General features: G+C 68.7%; 16 protein-coding genes and 1 pseudogene. 7 read left to right on the forward strand and 10 right to left on the reverse strand.

Annotated elements, in window-relative coordinates; genetic code table 11:
• Positions 1-12 precede the first annotated feature (12 nt).
• The 7 genes and pseudogenes from Q0A27_RS04880 to Q0A27_RS04910 all read right to left on the reverse strand — a co-directional run bounded on the left by Q0A27_RS04880 (position 13) and on the right by Q0A27_RS04910 (position 8,629).
• Positions 13-837 (reverse strand): SDR family oxidoreductase, encoded by an 825-nt coding sequence (locus Q0A27_RS04880; protein WP_291473939.1) that lies wholly within the window; start codon positions 835-837, stop codon positions 13-15.
• On the reverse strand, positions 834-1,766 hold the full coding sequence (locus tag Q0A27_RS04885) for an SDR family NAD(P)-dependent oxidoreductase (protein WP_291473940.1): 933 nt from the start codon (positions 1,764-1,766) through the stop codon (positions 834-836). Before Q0A27_RS04885 ends, Q0A27_RS04880 begins: the two co-directional genes overlap by 4 nt.
• Positions 1,767-1,908: 142 nt before the next feature.
• Complete coding sequence (locus Q0A27_RS04890) at positions 1,909-3,291, reverse strand: lipase family protein (protein WP_291473941.1); 1,383 nt, start codon at positions 3,289-3,291, stop codon at positions 1,909-1,911.
• Between the two features lie 117 nt (positions 3,292-3,408).
• Positions 3,409-5,694 (reverse strand): annotated as a pseudogene (locus Q0A27_RS04895) (glycoside hydrolase family 3 C-terminal domain-containing protein).
• 88 nt (positions 5,695-5,782) lie between these two features.
• Positions 5,783-6,454: a hypothetical protein gene (locus tag Q0A27_RS04900; protein ID WP_291473942.1), complete on the reverse strand. Its 672-nt coding sequence runs from the start codon at positions 6,452-6,454 to the stop codon at positions 5,783-5,785.
• A gap of 251 nt (positions 6,455-6,705) precedes the next feature.
• Positions 6,706-7,119 (reverse strand): lipase family protein, encoded by a 414-nt coding sequence (locus Q0A27_RS04905; protein WP_291473943.1) that lies wholly within the window; start codon positions 7,117-7,119, stop codon positions 6,706-6,708.
• Positions 7,120-7,330: 211 nt separating this feature from the next.
• Complete coding sequence (locus tag Q0A27_RS04910) at positions 7,331-8,629, reverse strand: MFS transporter (protein WP_291473944.1); 1,299 nt, start codon at positions 8,627-8,629, stop codon at positions 7,331-7,333.
• A 99-nt stretch (positions 8,630-8,728) separates the two neighbouring features.
• Between Q0A27_RS04910 and Q0A27_RS04915 the strand changes: the two genes are divergently transcribed.
• From Q0A27_RS04915 to Q0A27_RS04925, 3 genes are read left to right on the forward strand one after another with little or no spacing between them, the layout of a single operon-like run.
• Positions 8,729-9,289, forward strand: coding sequence for a carbohydrate kinase (locus Q0A27_RS04915; RefSeq protein WP_291473945.1), 561 nt, complete (start codon positions 8,729-8,731; stop codon positions 9,287-9,289).
• Between the two features lie 56 nt (positions 9,290-9,345).
• On the forward strand, positions 9,346-9,912 hold the full coding sequence (locus Q0A27_RS04920) for a gluconokinase (protein WP_291473946.1): 567 nt from the start codon (positions 9,346-9,348) through the stop codon (positions 9,910-9,912).
• Positions 9,909-11,312 (forward strand): GntP family permease, encoded by a 1,404-nt coding sequence (locus Q0A27_RS04925; RefSeq protein WP_291473947.1) that lies wholly within the window; start codon positions 9,909-9,911, stop codon positions 11,310-11,312. The genes Q0A27_RS04920 and Q0A27_RS04925 overlap by 4 nt, the downstream gene beginning before the upstream one ends.
• A 66-nt stretch (positions 11,313-11,378) precedes the next feature.
• Here Q0A27_RS04925 and Q0A27_RS04930 read toward each other — a convergent pair whose 3' ends face one another.
• Together Q0A27_RS04930 and gabT are read right to left on the reverse strand one after the other, a co-directional pair.
• Positions 11,379-12,797, reverse strand: a complete 1,419-nt coding sequence (locus tag Q0A27_RS04930) for an amino acid permease (protein WP_073884349.1) — start codon at positions 12,795-12,797, stop codon at positions 11,379-11,381.
• Positions 12,797-14,167 carry a 4-aminobutyrate--2-oxoglutarate transaminase gene (gabT, locus tag Q0A27_RS04935; protein ID WP_291473948.1) on the reverse strand — a complete coding sequence of 457 codons (1,371 nt, stop codon included), beginning with the start codon at positions 14,165-14,167 and terminating at the stop codon, positions 12,797-12,799. Before gabT ends, Q0A27_RS04930 begins: the two co-directional genes overlap by 1 nt.
• A gap of 82 nt (positions 14,168-14,249) precedes the next feature.
• Here gabT and Q0A27_RS04940 point away from each other — a divergent pair, with 82 nt between their 5' ends.
• Positions 14,250-15,779 (forward strand): PucR family transcriptional regulator, encoded by a 1,530-nt coding sequence (locus Q0A27_RS04940; RefSeq protein ID WP_291473949.1) that lies wholly within the window; start codon positions 14,250-14,252, stop codon positions 15,777-15,779.
• Positions 15,780-15,953: 174 nt separating this feature from the next.
• Here Q0A27_RS04940 and Q0A27_RS04945 read toward each other — a convergent pair whose 3' ends face one another.
• Positions 15,954-16,685, reverse strand: coding sequence for a TetR/AcrR family transcriptional regulator (locus Q0A27_RS04945; RefSeq protein WP_291473950.1), 732 nt, complete (start codon positions 16,683-16,685; stop codon positions 15,954-15,956).
• A gap of 163 nt (positions 16,686-16,848) precedes the next feature.
• On the opposite strand from Q0A27_RS04945, the gene Q0A27_RS04950 reads away from it, so the two are divergent.
• The 3 genes from Q0A27_RS04950 to Q0A27_RS04960 are packed head-to-tail and all read left to right on the forward strand — an operon-like array spanning position 16,849 to position 20,928.
• Positions 16,849-18,363, forward strand: coding sequence for an NAD(P)/FAD-dependent oxidoreductase (locus Q0A27_RS04950; RefSeq protein WP_291473951.1), 1,515 nt, complete (start codon positions 16,849-16,851; stop codon positions 18,361-18,363).
• Positions 18,360-19,328, forward strand: coding sequence for a universal stress protein (locus Q0A27_RS04955; RefSeq protein WP_291473952.1), 969 nt, complete (start codon positions 18,360-18,362; stop codon positions 19,326-19,328). The genes Q0A27_RS04950 and Q0A27_RS04955 overlap by 4 nt, the downstream gene beginning before the upstream one ends.
• On the forward strand, positions 19,321-20,928 hold the full coding sequence (locus Q0A27_RS04960) for an APC family permease (protein WP_291473953.1): 1,608 nt from the start codon (positions 19,321-19,323) through the stop codon (positions 20,926-20,928). Before Q0A27_RS04955 ends, Q0A27_RS04960 begins: the two co-directional genes overlap by 8 nt.
• The last annotated feature ends 12 nt before the right edge of the window (positions 20,929-20,940 follow it).

Raw genomic sequence — 20,940 nt, forward strand, 5'->3', positions numbered from 1 at the left:
TGGTTCTCGCTGTTAGTTCTCGTCGTACATGGCGACAGACATGGTCGAGGTGAGACCGCCGTCGAGGGGGATCGTGGTGCCGGTGATGTAGGAACTGCCCGGGGACAGCAGGAAGGTCACCAGGGAGGTGACGTCCTCGGGCCGGCCGATGCGTCCCAGCGGGTTGGCTTTGTTGACCTCCTCGCCGCGCCCGTCGAGCACCCAGGCCATCATGCGGGTCGGGAAGGGACCTGGTGCCACGGCGTTGACCAGTATTTTCGGGGCCAGGGAGGACGCCATGACCTTTGTGAGGTGATGGACCGCCGCCTTGGACGCCGCGTAGGAGAAGTTGTCGTAGTTCGGGACGGCGAGGCCGTCGATGGACCCGATGTTGATGATGCGGGCCGGGTCGAGACCGGCGTCCGCCCGGGCGTCCAGCAGCGGACGCAGCAGCTGGGACAACCGGAACGGTGCCTTGACGTTCGCGCCGAGGACCTTGTCCCAGGCGTCCGGCGGGAACTCGTCGAAGGACGCACCCCAGGTCGCCCCGGCGTTGTTGACCAGGCCGTCGAGATGACCACCGAGCCGTTCGGTGTAGCCGCGGACCGCGTCGGCGAGAGTCTGACACCCCTCCTCGGTCGAGATGTCCGCTGCGATGGCGTGGACCTCGCCGGCGGTATCGAGGGCGGCGAGTTCCTTCCCCACCTCGGCGGCGGCATCGGGTCGCCGGGTCGAGATGAGGACATTCGCGCCGGCCCGGAGCAGGCCCTCGGCGAGCCAGCGTCCGATGCCGCGGGCACCGCCGGTGATGAGGACGGTGCGCCCGGAGATGTCGAATGCGGAGGGTGTACCGGTCATGCGTCCTCCCCTGCGGCGATGGCGGCACGCACGTAGCGGTCGGTCTGGTCGAAGGCCGATCCGAGGTGGCGGTGCTCGCTGAGATCGGAGATCCGCTCCCAGTTCGCGGCGATGTCCTCGGCGGTGGCGTCCGCGCCGAGTGCGACGGGGTTGGCCTCGACCATCTGGGAGACGGCGAAGACGCCGGCACCGGCGCCGAGGATGACGCCCGTGGGCGCGTCCGGGGAGACGAGGAACTCGGCGGCGGGAGCCACGGTCTCCGGGCCGAGGAGCTCGGCGGCGTCCTCGGCGATGAGGCCGTCGGTCATCTGGGTGGCGGCGGTCGGGGCGAGCGAGTTGACGCGGATGCCCTTCTTCGCGCCTTCGATGGCCAGCACATTCATCAGGCCGACCAGTGCGGACTTCGCCGCACCGTAGTTGGCCTGGCCGAAGTTGCCGTAGATGCCGGAGGCGGAGGTGGTCATGAGGATGCGGCCGTAGCCCTGCTCGACCATGTACGGCCAGGCGGCCTTGGTGCAGTTCACCGAGCCGGTGAGGTGGACGGCGATGACCTTGTCGAAGTCGGCCAGGTCCATCTTCGCGAAGGACTTGTCACGGAGGATGCCGGCGTTGTTGATGAGGATGTCGATGCGTCCCCAACGGGAGACGGTGTCGTCGATCAGCGCGGCGGCGGCAGCACGGTCGGAGATGTCGGTGGAGTCTGCGACGGCCTCCCCACCGGCGGCGGTGATCTCGTCGACGACGCCCTGTGCGTTGCCGAGGTCGTTGACGACGATCTTCACACCGCGGGACGCCAGGGCGAGTGCGTGTGCCCGGCCGAGTCCGCCGCCGGCTCCGGTGATGACCGCGACCTGGCCGGCGACCTGGCCGGCGAACTGTGCGGTGTCTGCGGTGCCTGCGGTGCCTGCGGTGCCTGCGGTGCCTGCCATGGTGGGAAGTCCTTTCCTGCGCGACTGCGCGGCTGTGATTCCGGGGTGATCGTGGTTCCTACCAGCAATACTTGTGAGTATTATGTGATATGAATCCTAGTTCAGTCAAGGTGTGGCATGGAGAACTCCGGCCTACGGAGGGTCAGTCCGTCAGCGAGTTCCCCACCGGCACCGAGCCACAGGTGGACGGGGCCGGCTGCCCGGCGAAGCGGGCATTGACCCACGGCACCATCTGTGTGGCCCAGTACGGCCCGGCGTAGGTGTGGCCGATCGGCGGATACTCCTCGTACTGCACCGTCGTGCCGACGTCGCAGTAGTACTGCGCCATCGCCCGGGTGTCGCCGAGCAGCATGACGCCGTCACCGTCGCCGAGGGTGGGGTGCACCGGCGTCTTCTGCTGGTCTGCCCCTCCCCCTGCCTGGGCGATGTACTGCGGGAACGACGGCACCGGTGCCAGACCCATGTTCGACTCGTCGAGGACACGACGCACCGGCGGGACATCGTCCGGGGTGGGATACTCCGGCTTGAAGAGCTCCTCCCACCGCAGGTGGGCGTAGGCGTCCTGCGCATCGTCGATCTTCACCCCACGCATCCGCTCGATGACCTCCTTACCCAGGTCGGTGAGGTACGGGCTGAGATCGTCACCGTAGGCGTCCGCCATGCCGGTCAGTGCCATACCGACCACGCCGGACCACTTCGCACCCTCACCGGCGTAGGCGAGATTGTGCTCGGGACGCACCATCACCCCACCCTGGGCGACGCCGACGATGTTCTGCGCGATATCGGGGGCGTAGTCGTCGGCGATGATCGCCGACCAGCCGGAACCGATGGAGCCACCGGAGTAACCGGTCAGTGCGGTCGGCGAATCGGCGGCGACCTCCGCAGCCGGGGTGTCACGGGCGGCGCGCAGGCCGTCGAGGATGATGTGGCCGTACTCTTCACCGACCGCGAAGATGCCGCGTTCGCCCTGGATATCCGGCATGACCACGGTGTGCCCGGCAGCAAGCAGCGGGGTGACGAACGCCGCCTCGGCATAGTCGAGCATCCCGGACTGTGCCCCACGGGCCAGGACGCGGGAAGGCCCGTCCTCGGGATTCATCGAGTCGTAGAAGCTGGCGTACATGACCGTGTCCCCGGTGCGCGGCACCCCGGCGGGCGGCTGGAGGACACTGGTCACCGCCACCGTGGGCTCCCCGGTGACGGTCGTGGTGCGGTACTGGATCTGGGTCATGGTGACCGGCGTGCTGCCGAGATTGTTGATCTTAGCGGGGACGCTGCGCTGCTTCAGCGGCGTCCCCGGTGCCAGGGACGCGAGATCGGTGTCCGTGGTGTCCGGCAGGGCGAAGAACCCGGCGTCCCCGGGGACTGTCGCGATCTCCGTGGCACCTGCAGTCGCCGCTGTGCCCGCCTCCTCAGCACCGGCGACGGGGGCCGCCACCACCGCCGTTCCCAGGCCGAGAGCCGGGACCAGGAGTGCGGCGCACGCCCTCCGCCGCAGGGAATGCACCGTGGAATGAGGATTCATGACAAGAACTGTATCCCTGTCCAACCTAGGTTGCTGCCGGTTCCGGCTTTCCCACTCTTTCCACCCTCAATTTCCGGATCCGGTCGGCGGTGACCTGTGCCGGGCTGTTGTGCCGGGCTACTGCGCGTGGTTCGCGGCGTCCAGCAGCTGCTGCAGTTGTCCGGTGCTCACCTGTCCCGCGGAGAAGCCGACCAGCCGGTCGAGCGGGATGCTGCCCATCATTACGGCGAGGTCGACACCGAGTGCTTCTCCGCCACCCTCATCGCCACCGGTGAGTGCACCCGTGGCGTCGCCCAACGCCTGTGCGACCACCGGGCTCGCCATCGCCTCGCCGAGCGTGGAGTTCAGCGTCAGCGGGACCCGCACCTCCTCACCCTCCAGTTCCACCTCGGTGGAACCGCGCAGGTCACGACTACTCGCACCGACGGCGACGACGTAGCGTCCCGGTTCCAGCACCATCTGTCCGGTGCGGGTGTCGCGGTACTCCAGGTCGCGGCGGTCGATGTGGATCTCCAGCTCGGCACGCTCACCGGGGTCCAGGGTCACCGACCCGAATCCGCCGAGGGCCTGCGGGACGCGCTGCACCGTGGACTCCGGCACCGCCACATACGCCTGGACGACCTCGCGGCCACGGCGGGAACCGGTGTTCGTCACTCCGACGATGACGGTGATGCCCTCGCCGTCGTCGTCAGGCTGGGCGAAGATCCCGTCGTAGGCGAAGGTGGTGTAGCTCAGCCCGTGGCCGAAGGGGAAGGCGACGGAGAGTTCGCGGGCGTCGTACCAGCGGTAGCCGACGTGCAGTCCCTCGGCGTAGCGGACATGCCCGTGCTCACCCGGGAAGTCCAGGTAGGCGGGGGTGTCCTGCAGGCGCAGCGGGATGGTCTCGGTGAGCTTGCCCGAGGGGTTGACCCGCCCGGAGAGCACCTCGGCGACCGCCGCACCACCGGCCTGACCGGAGAGGTTGGCGTCGACGATCGCGCCGGCGTACTTCCGCACCTGACGCAGATCGAGGACGCCACCATGGGACAACACCACCACGACCCGGTCCTGGACCGCCCGGACCGCACGCAGCAGGTTGATCTGCTCGGTGGGCAGGGTCAGACCGGTGCGGTCGAAGCCCTCGGACTCCTGCTCGGCGGCCAGTCCCAGGAAGACCAGTGCGACGTCAGCGTTGGCGGCGTCCTCCACGGCCTCGGCGAGGAGCGAGGGGTTCACCCCGGTACCGTCGGTGGTGAATCCGGCGGCGAAGGTGACGGGGGTCTGCCAGGTCTCGCGGATGGCTTCGAGCGGGGAGGTCAGCCTGGTGGGATTCACGTGGGAACTGCCGCCGCCCTGGTAGCGGGGCGCATCGGCGAAGGCACCGATGACGGCTACGGAGCCGGTGACCCCGGATTCGGCGATCGGCAGCAGGTGACGACCGTCGACTTCCTCGTTGCTCAGCAGCACGACCGAGGACGCCGCGGCCTCGCGGGCCAGGTCATGGTGGGCCTCGACCGCGGCATCATCGAAGGACGCAGTGGAATCGTGGGCGTCATGCAGCCGGTTCGCCAGGTCGGCGACGCGCTGTGCGGCAGTGGTGGCTGCGTTCTCCCCGAGATCGCCGTCGTTCACGGCGGCGACGACCTCCGTGTCGCCGGCCCCACCGTCGTAGGGCATCTGCAGGTCAAGGCCGGCCCGTACTGCGTCGACGCGACCACCGACTGCTCCCCAGTCGGAGACGACGGCGCCGGTGAAGCCCCACTCGGTGCGCAGGATGTCGGTGAGCAGTTCCCGGTTGTGCCGGACAGGTACCCCGTTGACCGCGTTGTAGGAGCACATGACGGTGGCGGGAGCGGCGTCCTCCACCACGCGGCGGAAGCCGCGGAGATAGAGCTCGTGGAGCGGGCGCTCGTCGACGTCGGAGCTCGACCGCATCCGGTCGGCCTCCTGGTTGTTCAGCGCGAAGTGCTTGAGCGATGCACCGACGCCGCGACCCTGCAGTCCGTTGACCCAGGCGGCGCCGAGGACGCCGGACAGGTGCGGGTCCTCGGAGTAGTACTCGAAGTTCCGGCCACCGAGCGGGGAGCGCTTGATGTTGATGCCGGGTCCGAGGACGACCTGCACGTCCGCCGCCTGTGCCTCATCGGCGATGGCGGCGCCGACACGGGAGACGAGGTCCGGGTCCCAGCTCTAGCCGAGACAGGCCGCCGGTGGGAAGCAGGTGGCAGGTACCGAGCCGGAGATGCCGAGGTGGTCGTTGGCGCCCTCCTGCTTCCGCAGGCCGTGGGGCCCGTCGGTCATGGTGATCGACGGGACGCCCGGTGCCTCCTTGGTGGTCCAGAAGTCGGCGCCGGAGCCGAGACCGGCCCGCTCGTCGAGGCTGAGGGTGGAGAGGTCGGTGGATGTGGTGCTCGAGTCACTCATGACCCCTTTGTACGCGAAACTGTCACCCCTCGGCGGTGGTTGGCGTCATCTGGTCGGGCGGGCGATCAGAAGCCGGTCAGGCAGGCGCTCAGGCGGCGGCGTCCTGCGCTTCCGGCTCTTCCTGTCCTATGAGCCGTAGCCCGGTGAAGACCTCGCGGTCCTCCTGGTCGAAGAGGCGGAGCGTGTCGCGCACCATGCCCGCCGAGCAGCAGCGACCGATCACGGCGGCCCGGTCAAGAACGGTGCCCGGGAGCTGCAGGAAGAAGACCGAGATACGGTCCCCGTCGGTCTCGACCATCGCTGCACCGCTGTGGTAGAGACTGCTCCGGCACTCACTCCACCAGTGCCCGTCGAGGCCGGGGCCGTTACAGTGCCCGCACCCGCAGGTCATGTCATTCGCCCCGGGGGTGACCGGCAGATCCGCGCCTTCCCGGCTGATCTCGGCATAGCCGGTGGCGGTGACGAGGATGCCGGGCTGCAACGCCACGACCCTCGTGACCCGGGGCAACGGGCGCCCCGGTCGGGCCGGTTCGGCCTCCACCTGATCACCACAGACCAATGGGACGCCGAAGCAGATGTTGTCGAGCATCCGGAGGGCGTGCCCGGGGCGTCCCCGTGTGGCGTTCCGGATCCCCGGCGGTGCCGTATCCAGCTCAGTCTGCGGGATCGGGTGGCCCCACACCATCTCCGACCAGGTGACGGTGCCGAGGCCGGGGAAGGCGTCGCGCATACGGATCTCGATCTTGTCGTGCGTGTCCATGAGGTTCTCCTTGATGTCTGTCGGACAGGTGGGAGAAAGGTAACAGGCAGAGTGGACGGGTAGTGCGGAAACTCGACCACGGATCGAACACATGTTCCATATAAGTCAACGGCAGTAAGGGCACCGGGACGATCCTGCCGCGCTGGATCTACGAACTCGGCGGAGCACCCGTCCCCGACCACGCCACCGACGCCCCGGCAGCCTGCCGGTCCCGCCCCAGCCGCTTCGCCTGCCCGTACTCCACCAGCCCGTCATGAGGCCCCGAAATGATCATCACCGGGGCAGTCTGCAGCGGCGATCCCGGCCCCGCAGTGGGAGCACCGAGTCGAGCTCCGCGGCCAACTCCTGGAAGCTGGCCGCCAGCCCGTCGGCGGGGCGGAGGCGTAGGACCCGGCGACCTGCAGCTCAGGAGCACAGGTCCCGACCTGCTCCGCAGCAGCCGCCGAGGCCCCACCGTCCTGCGAATACCCGTAGAACCCGACTGCACCGGAGCCTTCCCCGGCGTCCTCCACGAGGGAGCGGACGGCACGGGCGGCGAAGACGAGATCGTAGAGACCTCCGAGGGTCGAGTTGCGCCCTGAGGTCAGCAGGTCCGGCCGCCCGTCCAACCGCCGGTTACGTGAAGGCGCGCACTGGTCACCGTGGCCGGGACGGAAGAACCCCACTGGCCGGTACTGACCGGGTTATACGGTGTGGTTATACGGTGTGCCGACCGGCGTGCTTCATGTCCCATGCCGCGCACGCTACCGGGCTCGGACCGACCATGTCCGCAGCACGCAGCGTGGGGCTGTTCTGACACCCCCTCAACCGACCTCCGGCTGCGTGATGCCGACATCCTGCAGACGTCCACGCCGGTCGTGGGCCCGGCAGTGGACCTCAGTACCGCCGCGCGTACCCCAGCCCCACCAGCGACAGCAGCACCGTGATCACCGAGAACACCGTCGTCGAGCCGACCAGGCCCATCGGCACGGTGAGGAACCCCGCCAGCATCGCCGGCACCGCCAGCGCCAGGTATCCGATGATGAAGTAGGAGGTCGTCACCGCCGTCCGCTCCTCCGGCTCCACCCGCGAGGTCATCGCCCGCATGCCGGTCATGAAGCTCAGCCCCTGGCCCACACCACCGAACACCGAGGCCACCAGCAGCAGCGCCAGGGAATCCACCGCCAGCGCGATGATCACCACCAGGGCACACACCACCAGCAGCACCAGGCCGAACACCATGAGCACCCGGTCACGCAGCGACCGCAGCACGATCTGCGCAACTGCCGAGGCGATGAACAGCGCCGCAGTGACCGAGGCGATCGTCGCCGTCGACGAGATCCCCAGCTCATGGCTCATGAAGTTCGGCGCCAGTGAGGAGAACACACCGCACACCGTGTAACCGGCGATCACGCCCGGGACGGACGCCACGAACAGTCCGCGGACCGACGCCGGCACACCCGGCACCTGCGGCCGGGGCAGCCACCCGCCGAACCGCCCTCGCTCTGCCCGGGCAGGACGCACCACCCGGTCCCGCACCACGGGCAGCAGCAGTGCCGCGACCGCCAGCATCACCGCATGGGCCACGAAAGGCCAGGTCAGCGGATCATCGACCAGCTCAGCGACACACCCGGCCACCAACACACCCAGTCCCAGGCCACCGATGTTCGCCGCTGTCGCCACCGCCGCAGCCAGGGTGGCGCGTCCGGCCGGTGCGTTCTCCATCACAGTCACCGTGCCGGTGCCGGTGAAGATCCCGGCGGCGAGACCCGAGAGCACACGTCCGACGTACATGAGGACCAGCCCGGCGACAGACCCGCCCGTGGCATCCACCCCGGATCCGTCCGTGGGAAGCCCGGCGACCAGGAAGAGAACCGCGGAGACCACGGACAGCACGAGCGCCAGGGCCAGGACCGGCCGGCGGCCGAGGGTGTCGGAGAGACGTCCGAAGACGACGAGCCCGGCGACCACACCGACGGCGTAGACGGCGAAGAGCACGGTCGCCGCCGCAGAGCCGAAGCCGAAGGCGGCGGACATCGTCGGGTAGAGCGGCGTGGGCATCGTCGTGCCCATCATCACGACGGCGAAGATGTACGCCGCGGCGACCAGTGAGCGGCCGGTCGCAGGCCCGGTGGCGGGCGTTGTGGCGGGCGTTGTGGCGGGCGTTGTGGCGGGGGAGGCGGTGACGGCGTTCACAGGGGGCCACTCTACGACGCGCCGCAGGTGAGTGGCGGTCACCGTCGTCAGCGTCGGCAACTGTGACTACCCCCGTGCCACCGCGTAGGGTGATTCCCCATGTCTTCGAAGTTCTCGCCCGTCCACGTCGTCCTCACCGGCGTGAACGGCACGGGTCGGTCCGGTATCGCCGAGCACCTGTCCCAGCTCACCGGAATGCCCGTCGCCGACGCCGCTGCCTTCCACCCGGCCACCTCCCGTCGCAAGATCGCCAGTGGCCAGGTCCTCTGCACCGCCGATGTCACCGGACAGCTGCACCGGATGCGCGACTGGATCGCCGACCGGGCCGTCTCCGGCACCTCCACCATCCTCACCTGCCCGCCGCTGAGCCGGGCAGACCGGGATGTCCTCCGCGAGGCCGAGGATGTCGCCGCCCTCACCGGGCAGGACGCTTCCCGCCTCATGTTCATCGGGCTGACCACTCCGGACGCGACCGGCACCGATCCCCTGGCCCTGGACGAGTTCGGCACCACCGTGGACGCCTCCGGCCACCCTGAGGATGTCGCCGACCGGGTGCTGGACGCCATCGCCCGCATGAGGTCCGACCAGCAGACCGCCGCCGGGTCCCCGAGCATGGCGGACCGGCTCATGGCCCAGGCCCGCGAAGCCGCCGAACAGTAGTTCAGTCCACTTCCGACCCTGTTCCGGACGGCTCCGAATCGGTAAAGTCCGGGATCATGTCCGAGAAAACTTCACAGCCCGTTCACCTCGTGATCATGGGGGTGAGCGCCAGTGGAAAAACCACCGTCGCCGAGCGCCTCGCCGCGATCACCGGTTTCCCTTACGCCGAGGCCGACGACTTCCACCCGGCCGCCAACAAGGAGAAGATGGCCTCCGGGAATCCCCTCAACGACGACGACCGCTGGCCCTGGCTGCGCAGCCTCGCCGACTGGATGAAGGGCCATGCCGAGGCCGGTGACTCCTCCATCGTCACCTGCTCCGCCCTCAAGCGCTCCTACCGGGATGTCCTCCGCGAGGCCGACGGCGTCCACGACGGCCGCGTCCTCTTCGCTGAGCTCGACGCCCCGGCATCCGTCCTCCTGGAGCGGCTGAACAGCCGCAAGGGGCACTTCATGCCGGCGTCCCTGCTGGACAGTCAGCTCGACACCCTCGAGCCGCTCACCGACGACGAGAACGGCCTCACCCTCGACGCCACCGCCGACCCGGACATCCTCGTCGCCGAGGTCCTCGAGGCCGCCGGACTCAGCCACCTCAGCACCTCCGACACCGGGGTGAACTCATGAGCACCATCGGGGCGCTGAGCGTCCTCGCCGAGGACGAGGTCGTCACCACCGCCTCGGACTCACGCCTCGTGGTCTCCGCGGTCGTCGGCATCGCGCTGATCATCGTCCTTATCGTGTGGGCGAAGGTCCACCCGTTCCTCTCCCTCATGCTCGGCTCCGCCGGCCTGGCGCTCATCGCCGGTATCCCGTTGGTCGACACCTTCTCCTCCTTCACCTCCGGCTTCGGCGGCACCGTCGGCGATGTCGGCGTCCTCATCGCACTCGGTGCGGTGATCGGCCAGTTCCTCGTCACCTCCGGGGCGGCGGACTCCATCGTGGACGCCTTCCTCGACAAGACCGCCGCGAAATGGCGGCCGTGGGTCATCGCCGGGCTGGCGATGCTGCTCGGTATCCCGCTGTTCTTCGAGGTCGGTATCGTGCTGCTGATCCCGGTGGTCATCCTCGCCGCCCGCCGCTCGAACCTGCCCCTGATACTGCTGGGTATCCCGGCACTGGCCGGCCTGTCCGCACTGCACGCCCTGGTCCCGCCGCACCCCGGCCCACTGATCGCGGTGGACGCCCTGCAGGCGAACCTTGGCCTGACCCTGGCCCTCGGCCTGCTGGTCGCCGTGCCGGTCGTCGCGATCTCCGGACCAGTGTCCGCGAAGATCATGGCGAAGTGGGTCCCGATCCCCGCACCGGCCGCTGCCGCCGAGGCGGACAAGGACTCCAACGGTGCAGACGCCGGCCCCCGGCCCTCGGTCGCCCGCGGCCTGACTGTGGTCCTGCTGCCTGTGGTGATGATGCTCTCGCGCACCATCGTCGAATCCACGGGTGTCGACGAGGGCTCAGCGGTCTACAAGACCTTCGAGTTCCTCGGTGAGCCGATCGTCGCCCTGCTGGCCACGGTGCTGGTCGGCATGACCCTGCTCGGTTTCTTCCAGGGTCGCACAGCCAAGGAGGTCTCGGACACGGTCGGGGCGTCCTTCGGACCGATCGCCTCGGTGATCCTCATCGTGGGTGCCGGTGGCGGCTTCAAGCAGACCCTGGTGGACACCGGCGTGGCGGACATCATCGGTGACTGGGTGCAGGACGCGCCGGTCTCCACCCTCGTCGCCGGCTGGCTGGTGGCGGTGTTCATCCGCCTGGCCACGGGTTCAGCGACCGTGGCGACAGTGACTGCGGCCGGCATCATGGCGCCGCTGGCCGAGGGGATGCCCTCGGCGGAAGTCGCCCTGCTGGTGCTGGCCATCGGTGCGGGTTCGGTGTTCTTCTCCCACGTCAATGACGCCGGATTCTGGCTGGTCAAGGAGTACTTCGGCATGACCGTGCCGCAGACCCTGAAGACCTGGTCACTGATGGAGACGGTGCTGTCCGTCTCCGCGCTGATCGTGGTTCTTCTGGTGAACCTCATCGTGTGACCGTGCGCCGGTGGACCCCCACGGGGCCTCCCACCGGGCCTCCCACAGGGCGTCCTACAGGGCGTCCTACAGGGCGCCGTCCTGCTCGGCCCGGCGCTTCGCCAGGTTCCGCTTCACCAGCGGCCACAGCACGACGACCACGCCAGTGGCGATAAGGCTGGTCCACACCTGCGTCCGGCTGGACTCCTGCACCACCATGACGATGAACACGGCGATCACACCGGCAATGAGCAGGAAGTTCACCCACGGGTACAGCGGCGCCTTCATCTCCAGCGCACTGACCTCCGCCGGCGTCATCTTCCGGCGCATGTTCCAGTGCGTCAGCGCGATGATGACGTACACGAACAGCGCGACCAGGCCCGACGAATTCATGATGAAGTCGAAGATGCCGGTGTCCGGGAAGGCGAAGTTCACGATGGTCGCGGCGACACCGCCGACGGTGGACGCCACCAACGCGACCAGCGGCACGCCGCGCTTATTGCGCACGGTGACGGCCTTCGGCGCGAATCCCTGGTCACCCATCGCGGCGAGCATGCGGGACGCCGAGTACAGCCCGGAGTTCAGCACGGACAGCACCGCGGTGAAGATGATGAGCTGCATGACGTTCGCCGCACCGGGCAGACCGAAGAGCTCGAAGACGTACGTGAACGGCGCCGAGGAGACGTCCGTCGGCTCCGGCAGTTCGTCCCACGGCACGATCATGACGATGAGGGCGACCGAGCCGACGAAGAACAGCAGGATGCGCCACACGACGGTGTTCGTCGCACGTCGCACCGACGTGCCGGGGTCCTCGGACTCGGCGGCGGCCATCACGGCGATCTCCGTACCGAAGTAGGCGAAGATGACGATCGCCACGCCGGTCAGCGCCTGACCCACACCGTTCGGCGCGAACCCGCCGTGGTCCCAGAGATTCTGGACGGAGAAGTCGGAGTCCGGCCAGAGGCCGAGAGCGAAGAGGACGCCAGCGACGAGGAAGACGATCACGGCGATGACCTTGATCCCGGCGAGCCAGAACTCGATCTCACCGAAACTGCGGGTGGAGACCGCGTTCGAACCGACGAAGACAGCCAGCAGCAGCAGCGACCACGCCCAGGTCGGCACGGCGGAGAACCAGCCGTGCATCGTCTCGCCGCCGATCACCGCCTCATAGGCCAGCACACCGACCCAGAAGTACCAGTACAGCCAACCGACGAGGTAGGACGCCCCGTCGCCGAGCCCGTGCTTCGCATAGTCCATGAAGGAGCCGACGGCAGGCCGGTGTGCGGCCATCTCTCCGAGCATCTTCATCGCCAGGTAGACCAGCAGTCCACCGAGCAGGTAGGAGACGATCGCGGCCGGGCCGGTGGACCGGATGATGTTGCCGGAACCGATGAACAGGCTCGACCCGATGATGCCGCCCAGGGCGATGAGGGTGACATGCCGGTTGGCGAGCTTCTTCGCCTCTTTCCTGGTGCGGCCGTGGGTGACCTCTTGTTCGCCTTCCATCAGGCCTCCAGGGCCGCACGCACCGCGTCAGCGAGGACATTGAGGCCCTCACGCAGCAGTGTCTCGGAGATCACCAGCGGCGGCAGCAGGCGGATGACGTTGCCGTCGAGACCACAGGTCAGGGTCAGCAGGCCCTTGGCCTGGCAGGCTCCGGCGATGGCCTTCACGGCGGCCGCGTCGGGGCGTCCTTCCGCGTCCACGATCTCGAAGGCCATCATGGCGCCACGGCCACGGACCTCGGCGACCTTGCCGTCTGTCTCACTGACCAGCGGCTCGAGGATCTCGCGGACGACGGCCTCGATCTCACGGGCACGTCCGGCGAGGTCGAGCTCCTCCATCTGGCCCATCGAGGCCAGGGCGGCGGCGCAGGCGACCGGGGAGCCGGCGTAGGTGCCGCCGAGGGAGCCGGGGCCGGAGGCGTCCATGATCTCGGCGCGACCGGTGACCGCGGACAGCGGCAGGCCACCGGCGATGCCCTTGGCGGTGGTCATGATGTCCGGGACGACGCCCTCGTGGTTCACGGCGAACCAGTCGCCGGTGCGGCACATGCCGGCCTGGATCTCGTCGGCGATGAAGACGACGCCGTTGGCGCGGCACCACTCGGCGATCGCCGGCAGGTAGCCTTCGGCGGGGACGACGAAACCGCCCTCACCCTGGATCGGCTCGATGACCACGCAGGACAGGTTGGACGCGCCGATCTCCTTCTCCATCTGCCAGATGGTCTGCTCGGCAGCCTCGGCGCCGGTGAGTCCGTCGTGCAGCGGGAAGCTCATCGGGGCGCGGTAGACCTCGCCGGCGAATGGGCCGAAGCCGTCCTTGTAGGGGACGTTCTTGGCGGTCATGGCCATGGTGAGGTTGGTGCGGCCGTGGTAGGCGCGGTCCATGACGACGACGGCGTTGCGTCCGGTGTGGTGGCGGGCGATCTTCACGGCGTTCTCGACGGCCTCGGCACCGGAGTTCAGCAGCACGGTGCGCTTCTCGAAGTCACCCGGGGTGATCTCGTTGAGCTTCTCGGCGACGGCGGTGTATGCCTCGTAGGGGGAGGTGGTGAAGTTGGTGTGGGTGAAGTGCGCGACGGCGTCCTGCACGGCGGCGACGACGGCCGGGTTGGACGCGCCGACGCTGGTCACGGCAATGCCGGAGGCGAAGTCGATGAAGGAGTTGCCGTCGGCGTCCACGAGGACGCCACCGTCGGCGTCGACGATGTAGGCGGACAGGGTCGGGGCGATGCCCCGGGCGACGGCGGCGGAGGTGCGGGCGGTCAGGGCGGCGGACGCCGGTCCGGGCAGCTGGTCGGTGATGATCTTCCGCTCCTGGGGGAGGCGGTGGGTGAGTTCGGTGAGGACGGTCGATCCGGTGGAAGCGGTCATGGCAGTCATTGTGGGACACGTGTGGTGATGTGGCTCATGTCCCATCTGGCGAAGAATATCCGGATACTTGTACACTTCGGCCATGAGTGACACACCGGCTCCCCTCCCCCTGACCTGGCTCCACGCCCAGCGCGGGCTGGACCTTCGACCGGTCGTGGCCGCCGCACCGGACGCCGGGTTCAGTGTCATCCAGCCGACCGAACTCACCGATCCGCGGGAGTTCCTCGCCCCGCAGGCCGTCGTCCTCACCGTCGGTGTCGCCCTGTCGCGGGAGGCCGACCCCTTCCCCGACTACATCGCCCGACTGGCGGAAGCACAGGTCACGGCGGTGGGATTCGGCACCGGACTGTTCTATCCGACAGTCCCGGAGGCCCTGGTGGACGCCGCCCGCGCCCGCGGCATCGCCGTATTCGAGGTACCCCGGCGTACCGCCTTCATCTCGATCCTCAACACGGTCCAGGTCGAACGCACCCGGCGCGCCCGCCTCGACCAGGAACGGCTCATCTCTGTCCAGGAGCAGCTCTCGGGCGCGGCGGTACGTGGCGGACTCCCGGCCCTGCTCACGGACGCGGCGTCCCACCTGGCGGCGGCGGTCGCGGTGACCGACAACGACGGGCGGACGCAGGGTCACTGTGACCGGACGACCGAGGGTGGCGTCCTGCTGTCTGCGATGGAGGCGGCGAAGGAGGCCTCACGGAGCAACCGGAGCAGCGCGGACCACAGTGACGCCGGTGGTGAGCGCTGGCGGATCACGCAGCGGATGACCCAGCAGGGCGAGCGGCTGCATTTCATCACGGTGCTCGCCGACCACCCGTTCAGCCCGCATGACCGGTCGGTGCTCAAGCACGCCGCGGGTCTGGCGGACATCCTGCTGCAGCGACCCGTCTACCTGCGGCAGGAGCGCAATGAGCTGAACTCCCTGGCGTTGCGGCTGCACCTCGGACTGGGTCACGCCCCGGGCGGTCAGGTCCTGGACCAGGCGGCCGACGGGGAGGGTCGGGTGCGTCCGGTCGTCGTCGCCGCGGACCGGGTCGCGGACCTGCGACGGGCACTGGACGAGGCGGACCGTTCCACAGCGAAGGCGGGACGCAACCTCGTGTCCACCGGGCTGGACACCTCCACCTCGCTGTTCCTGTTCCGTGGGACGCGGACGCTGGAGGGGATCGTGGAGACCTTCGGGGCGTCCGCGCGACGGATACGGATCGCCGTCGGTGAGCCGGTGGCCTGGTCAGAGGTGTCGATGGAGCGGGTGCACCGGTTGGAGACCGCCGCCCGGTCGCTGACGCCGGGGTCGGTGGCCGGACCCTATGAGGCGGGGGCGGACTGGTTGGAGCGTCCGGCGGTGCGCGAGGCGTTGGACATGCGCGCGGCGGAGACGGTGGACCGGGTCATTGCTGCGGGACGCACCCCGGAGGAGGGTCGTGACCTGATGCAGACCCTGGAGACGTGGCTGCGCTCAGGCGGGAAGACCGCGGCGGCGGCTGATGCGCTGGGGGTGCACCGGCACACGGTACGCACGCGGATCGCCCGCATCGCGGAGGCCTGCGAGGTGGACCTGTCCGACCCGGTGGTACGGGCGGAGCTGCTGCTGGTGGCAGTGACGCGGCGGTGAGCGCGGCGGTAGCTGGTGGGGCGCGACAGGCGGAGCGGCAGCCCTACGTGCACTGCGGCATCTCTCTATGTCGCCCCACGCCGCCCAAGCGACCGGAGGAGATGCCACTCAGCACGTTGAGATGCCACAGCGGGTGCGGGAGAGTCAGGCGGGCTGGAACAGGCGGCCGCGAGGTCAGTCGAGCAGCGTGAGGGTGCGGGCGACGAGGGCGTCGAGCCCCCACTCGAAGGGCTGGTCGGCGTAGGGGTTGGGGGATGCAGAGGAGGACGATGCCGGGGTGGACGATGCCGGGGTGGACGCAGCGTCCTCCCCCGCGTCCACCTGCGCGGTGAAGGACTCCACCACCGAGCGGAACGACGGGGCGTCCTGCTCCCCCGGCCGAGAGCCGAAGATCCCGGCCGGAGCGTGGACGTCCATCGCCGAGCCGTAGAGAAAGGACTCGAAGGCCACGATCACCGGCACGACCTGCGCAGTCGGCACGCCGGCGGCGAGGAGTCCGGCGGAGACCGCGTCGTACATACGGCGGGTGGCCGGGGCACCGGACACCGGCATCGTCGCGATGAGCGGGACGAGGGAGGGGTAGTCGGCGAAGACCTGACGGTAGGAGCGTGACCAGGTCCGCAGGGCCTCAGCCAGGCCCGGACCATCGGCGACGGCGGTGAAGGCGGACGCGTCGACGCGGGACATCACGGCGTCCTGCACGGAGGTGAGAAGCTCAGCCTTACCGGCGATGTGGTTGTAGAGCGAGGAGACGGACACCCCCAGCCGCGCGGCCAACGACTTCATGGTCAGCCCGTCGGCGCCGTCGGAGGTGACGAGGTCGAGCGCGGCGTCTGCGATGAGTTCCCGGTTGAGCAGGGGTTTCGCCGGACGCCCGGCGCGACGACCCGGCTGTGGTCCTGTCATGGTCCATCGACTCCTGTCCTCGCCGTCAGTGGTCGTCAGTGGTCGTCAGTGGTCGGAAGTGACCTGTCACACAGAATTTACAGACAAACCGTAGGAAAACCGCACCACACACGGTACAGTCACCCTAAACGAACGTCGTTCTTTTTAGAGAGGGTACCAATTCATGAGCACCACCACCGCACCGACCACCGAGTCTGACGTCGTCATCATCGGCGCCGGCCCCGCCGGCCTCACCGCCGCATACACCCTGGCCAAGGCCGGTAAGAAGGTCACCGTCATCGAGGCGCGCGACCGCGTCGGCGGACGCACCTGGAACGGCCACATCCTCGACGACAAGGGCCGGAAGCACTTCATCGAGATCGGTGGTCAGTGGATCTCCCCCGACCAGACCCGGCTCATGGCACTCACCGAGGAGCTCGGCCTGGAGACCTTCCCCCGCTACCGCACCGGCGACTCCGTCTACGTCTCCCCCGACGGCACCCGGCACACCTACACCGGCGACCGTCTGCCCGTCACCGACCACACCCTGGCCGAGATGGAGAAGCTCATCGGCATCATGGACGAGCTCGCCGAGGAGATCGGCGCCGAGACCCCCTGGGCCGCCGCGAAGGCCGAGGAACTCGACACGATCGCCTTCCGCACCTGGCTCCACCAGCACTCCGACGACCAGGAGGCCATCGACAACGTCTCGATCTACGTGGCGTCCGGCATGCTGACCAAGCCGTCCTACGCGTTCTCGACGCTGCAGGCCGTGCTCATGGCCGCGTCCGCCGGGTCCTTCTCCAACCTCGTCGACGAGGACTTCATCCTCGACCGGCGCGTGGTCGGCGGCATGCAGTCCGTCTCCCTGACGCTGGCGGAGAAGATCCGTGAGCTCGGCGGCGAGATCATCCTGGACTCCCCGGTGCGTCAGATCGACTGGCACGAGGCGGACGCCTCCACCGTCGACGAGATCAACACCGTCGCCGACGTGCGCAACGGTGTGGCCGACAACGGTGCCGCCGGTTCCGTCACCGTCCACGCCGAGGGCGCCACCGTCCACGCGAAGAACGCGGTGCTCGCCGTACCGCCGAACCTCTACAACCGGATCAGCTTCGTCCCGCCGATGCCGCGCGAGCAGCACATCGCCCACCAGCACATCTCCATGGGCCTGGTCATCAAGGTCCATGCGGTCTACAAGACCCCCTTCTGGCGCGAGGACGGCCTCTCCGGCACCGCCTTCGGTGGCGGACGCCTGGTCCAGGAGGTCTACGACAACACCAACTACGGCGCGGACGGCACCGAAGGGGAGGACGCCTACGGCACCCTCGTCGGCTTCGTCTCCGACCTCTACGCCGAGGAGATGTGGGCCCTGCCCGAGGCCGAGCGCAAGGAGCGGATCCTGTCCGCGATGGCCGACTACCTGGGACCGAAGACCATGGAACCGGTCGCTTTCTACCTCTCCGACATGGCCGCCGAGGAATGGACCCGCGGCGCCTACGCCACCAGCTACGACCTGGGCGGGCTGCACCGCTGGGGCCACCTGCAGAACCAGCCGACCGGGCCGGTCCACTACGCCTGCTCCGACATCGCCGCCGAGGGTTACCAGCATGTCGACGGCGCGGTCCGCCAGGGCGAGGCCGCCGCACTGGCGATCCTGGAGTGCCAGGGCGAGAAGGGTGAGGAGGTCACCGCATGACGGCCGGCCGGGGTGCAGGTGAGGGCCGGCAGCGCAGCCCGATCGTCGTCGGGTACTCCGCCACATCCACCGGACGCGACGCCCTGACCCTCGGCGTCGCGATGGCCCGCCGTCAGAATGTCTCCCTGCGCCTGGTGCTCGTCGCCCCGGAGGACACCGGCTTCAGCCCCTCCCACGGCTACGACCGCAGTTACGACCGCATCCTGCACGAGCAGCTGGAACAGTGGCTCACCGAGGCACTTGCCGAGGTCCCGGCCGACGTCACGGCGTCCGGCCATGTCGTCCGTGCGGTGGACGCCGCCGAGGGACTCCTCGGTGCCGCCCGCACGCTGGACGCCGGGCTGATCGTCATCGGCGCCCGCTCCGGTGGTCTGCTGCGCAGTCACCGGCTCGGCCAGATGGCCTCGGCCCTGCTGCACACCTCGCACATCCCGGTGGCCATGGCGCCGACCGGCTACCGCTGCGAAGGCCCTGTCGGACGGGTGACCACGATGTTCGGCCGACGCACCGGTGCCACCGATGTCATCGCCGTCGGCCTGGAGACCGCCCGCGAACGGCAGATCCCGCTGCGGCTCGTCTCTCTGGTCATGCTCGACGAACCGGACACCACCGCCCCCGACGACACCGCCGAGATCAACATGGCCGTGATCAACGAGGTGCACGGTGAAGCCACCGGCCGGCTCGCCGCCGAGGCGTCCGACATGGTGGACGCCGGTACCGCGACCACCGTCATCGCGACCGGACGCTCGGTGACCGACGCGCTGACCGAGCTGGACTGGGCCGACGACGAGATCGTGCTGGTGGCGTCCTCCCGTCTGGCCACGCACGGCCACCTCTTCCTCGGCAAGACCGCCACGAAGATGATGCGCACCACCCCGGTGCCGGTCATCGTCGTTCCGGCCGGGTACACCCACCCGGCGGCGTCTCCGGTGGAGGACCCGGCCGAGGGAGGTGCGCATGAGTGAGAACACGCAGTCCAGCGGCGGTAAAGGCCTGGCCGCGGGCAAGATCGGCGTCCTCGGTGCCGTCGTCGTCGGAGTCTCCTGCATCGCCCCGGCCTACACCCTGACCTCCGGACTCGGCCCCACCATCTCCGAGGTCGGTACGCACGTCCCCGGCATCCTGCTGCTCGGCTTCCTGCCGATGCTGCTCATCGCCTTCGGCTACCGCGAGCTCAACAACCGCGTCCCGGACTCCGGCACGTCGTTCACCTGGGCGACGAAGGCCTTCAACCCGTGGATCGGCTGGATGGGCGGCTGGGGTCTGATCGCCGCGACGATCATCGTGCTGTCCAACCTCGCCGCCGTCGCCGTGGACTTCTTCTACCTGCTGCTCTCGCAGATCTTCGACAACCCGGACATCGCCGACCTGACGAAGAACCTGTGGATCAACATCCCGACCACGCTGGTGCTCATCACCGTCGCGGCATGGATCGCCTTCCGCGGGGTGGAGTCGACGAAGAACCTGCAGTACTGGCTGGTCGGCTTCCAGCTGATCGTGCTCACCGGCTTCGCCGTCGCCGCACTCGTCCAGGGACGCGACGGCACCAGCTTCGACCCCACCGACGTGGAGCTGTCCTGGTTCAACCCCTTCGACCTGGACTCCTTCTCCGTCATCGCCGCCGGTGTCTCCTTGTCCATCTTCATGTTCTGGGGCTGGGACGCCACGCTGACGATGAACGAGGAGACCAAGGACCCCCAGCGCACCGCTGGCCGGGCGTCCACCATCGTCGTGCTGATCATCATGGCGATCTACGCGCTGTGCGCCGTCGGCGTCATCGCCTGGGCCGGCACCGGTGACCAGGGCCTGGGCGCCGGTAACCCGGACAACCAGGAGTCCATCTTCGCCGCGCTGGCCGACCCGGTGCTGGGCAGGTGGGGCATTCTCATGTCCCTGGCGATCCTCAGCTCCTCCTTCGCCTCGCTGCAGTCGACGATGATTTCGCCGTCCCGGACGATGCTGGCGATGGGCTACTACAAGGCGCTGCCGGCGTCCTTCGCGAAGATCGACCCCCGGTTCCGGACGCCGTCGGTGGCGACCATGGCCTCCGCGGTCGCCGCCGGCGCGTTCTACACGATCACCCGGCTGATCAGCGAGAACGCCCTGTGGGACACGATCACGGCCCTCGGCCTGATGATCTGCTTCTACTACGGCATCACCGCCGTCGCCTGCGTCTGGTACTTCCGCCACGAGATGTTCGACTCGCTGCGTAACGCCGTCTTCATGTTCCTGTTCCCGCTGATCGGAGGGGTGGTGCTGTTGGTGATGTTCTTCTACACCGCCGTGGACTCCCTAGACCCGGCCTACGGCTCCGGATCCTCGATCGGCGGGGTGGGCATGGTGTTCATCCTCGGGATGGGTGTGCTGGCCCTCGGCGTGGTGTGCATGCTGTGGGTCCGCGCGAAGCAGCCCGCGTTCTTCCGGGGTGAGACCCTGGCGCACAGCCACTCCGGCGACGACAGCGCCGCACCACAGGACGCCACTACCGTGGGTACCGAACCCGGGGACCGGCCTGACCGGCCTGTCGACGAACTGACCATCACCTCAACCACAACAGACCACTGACATCACACCTCA

Origin of the sequence: Corynebacterium sp. (assembly GCF_022712275.1) — a bacterium.
Lineage (GTDB): Bacteria > Actinomycetota > Actinomycetes > Mycobacteriales > Mycobacteriaceae > Corynebacterium.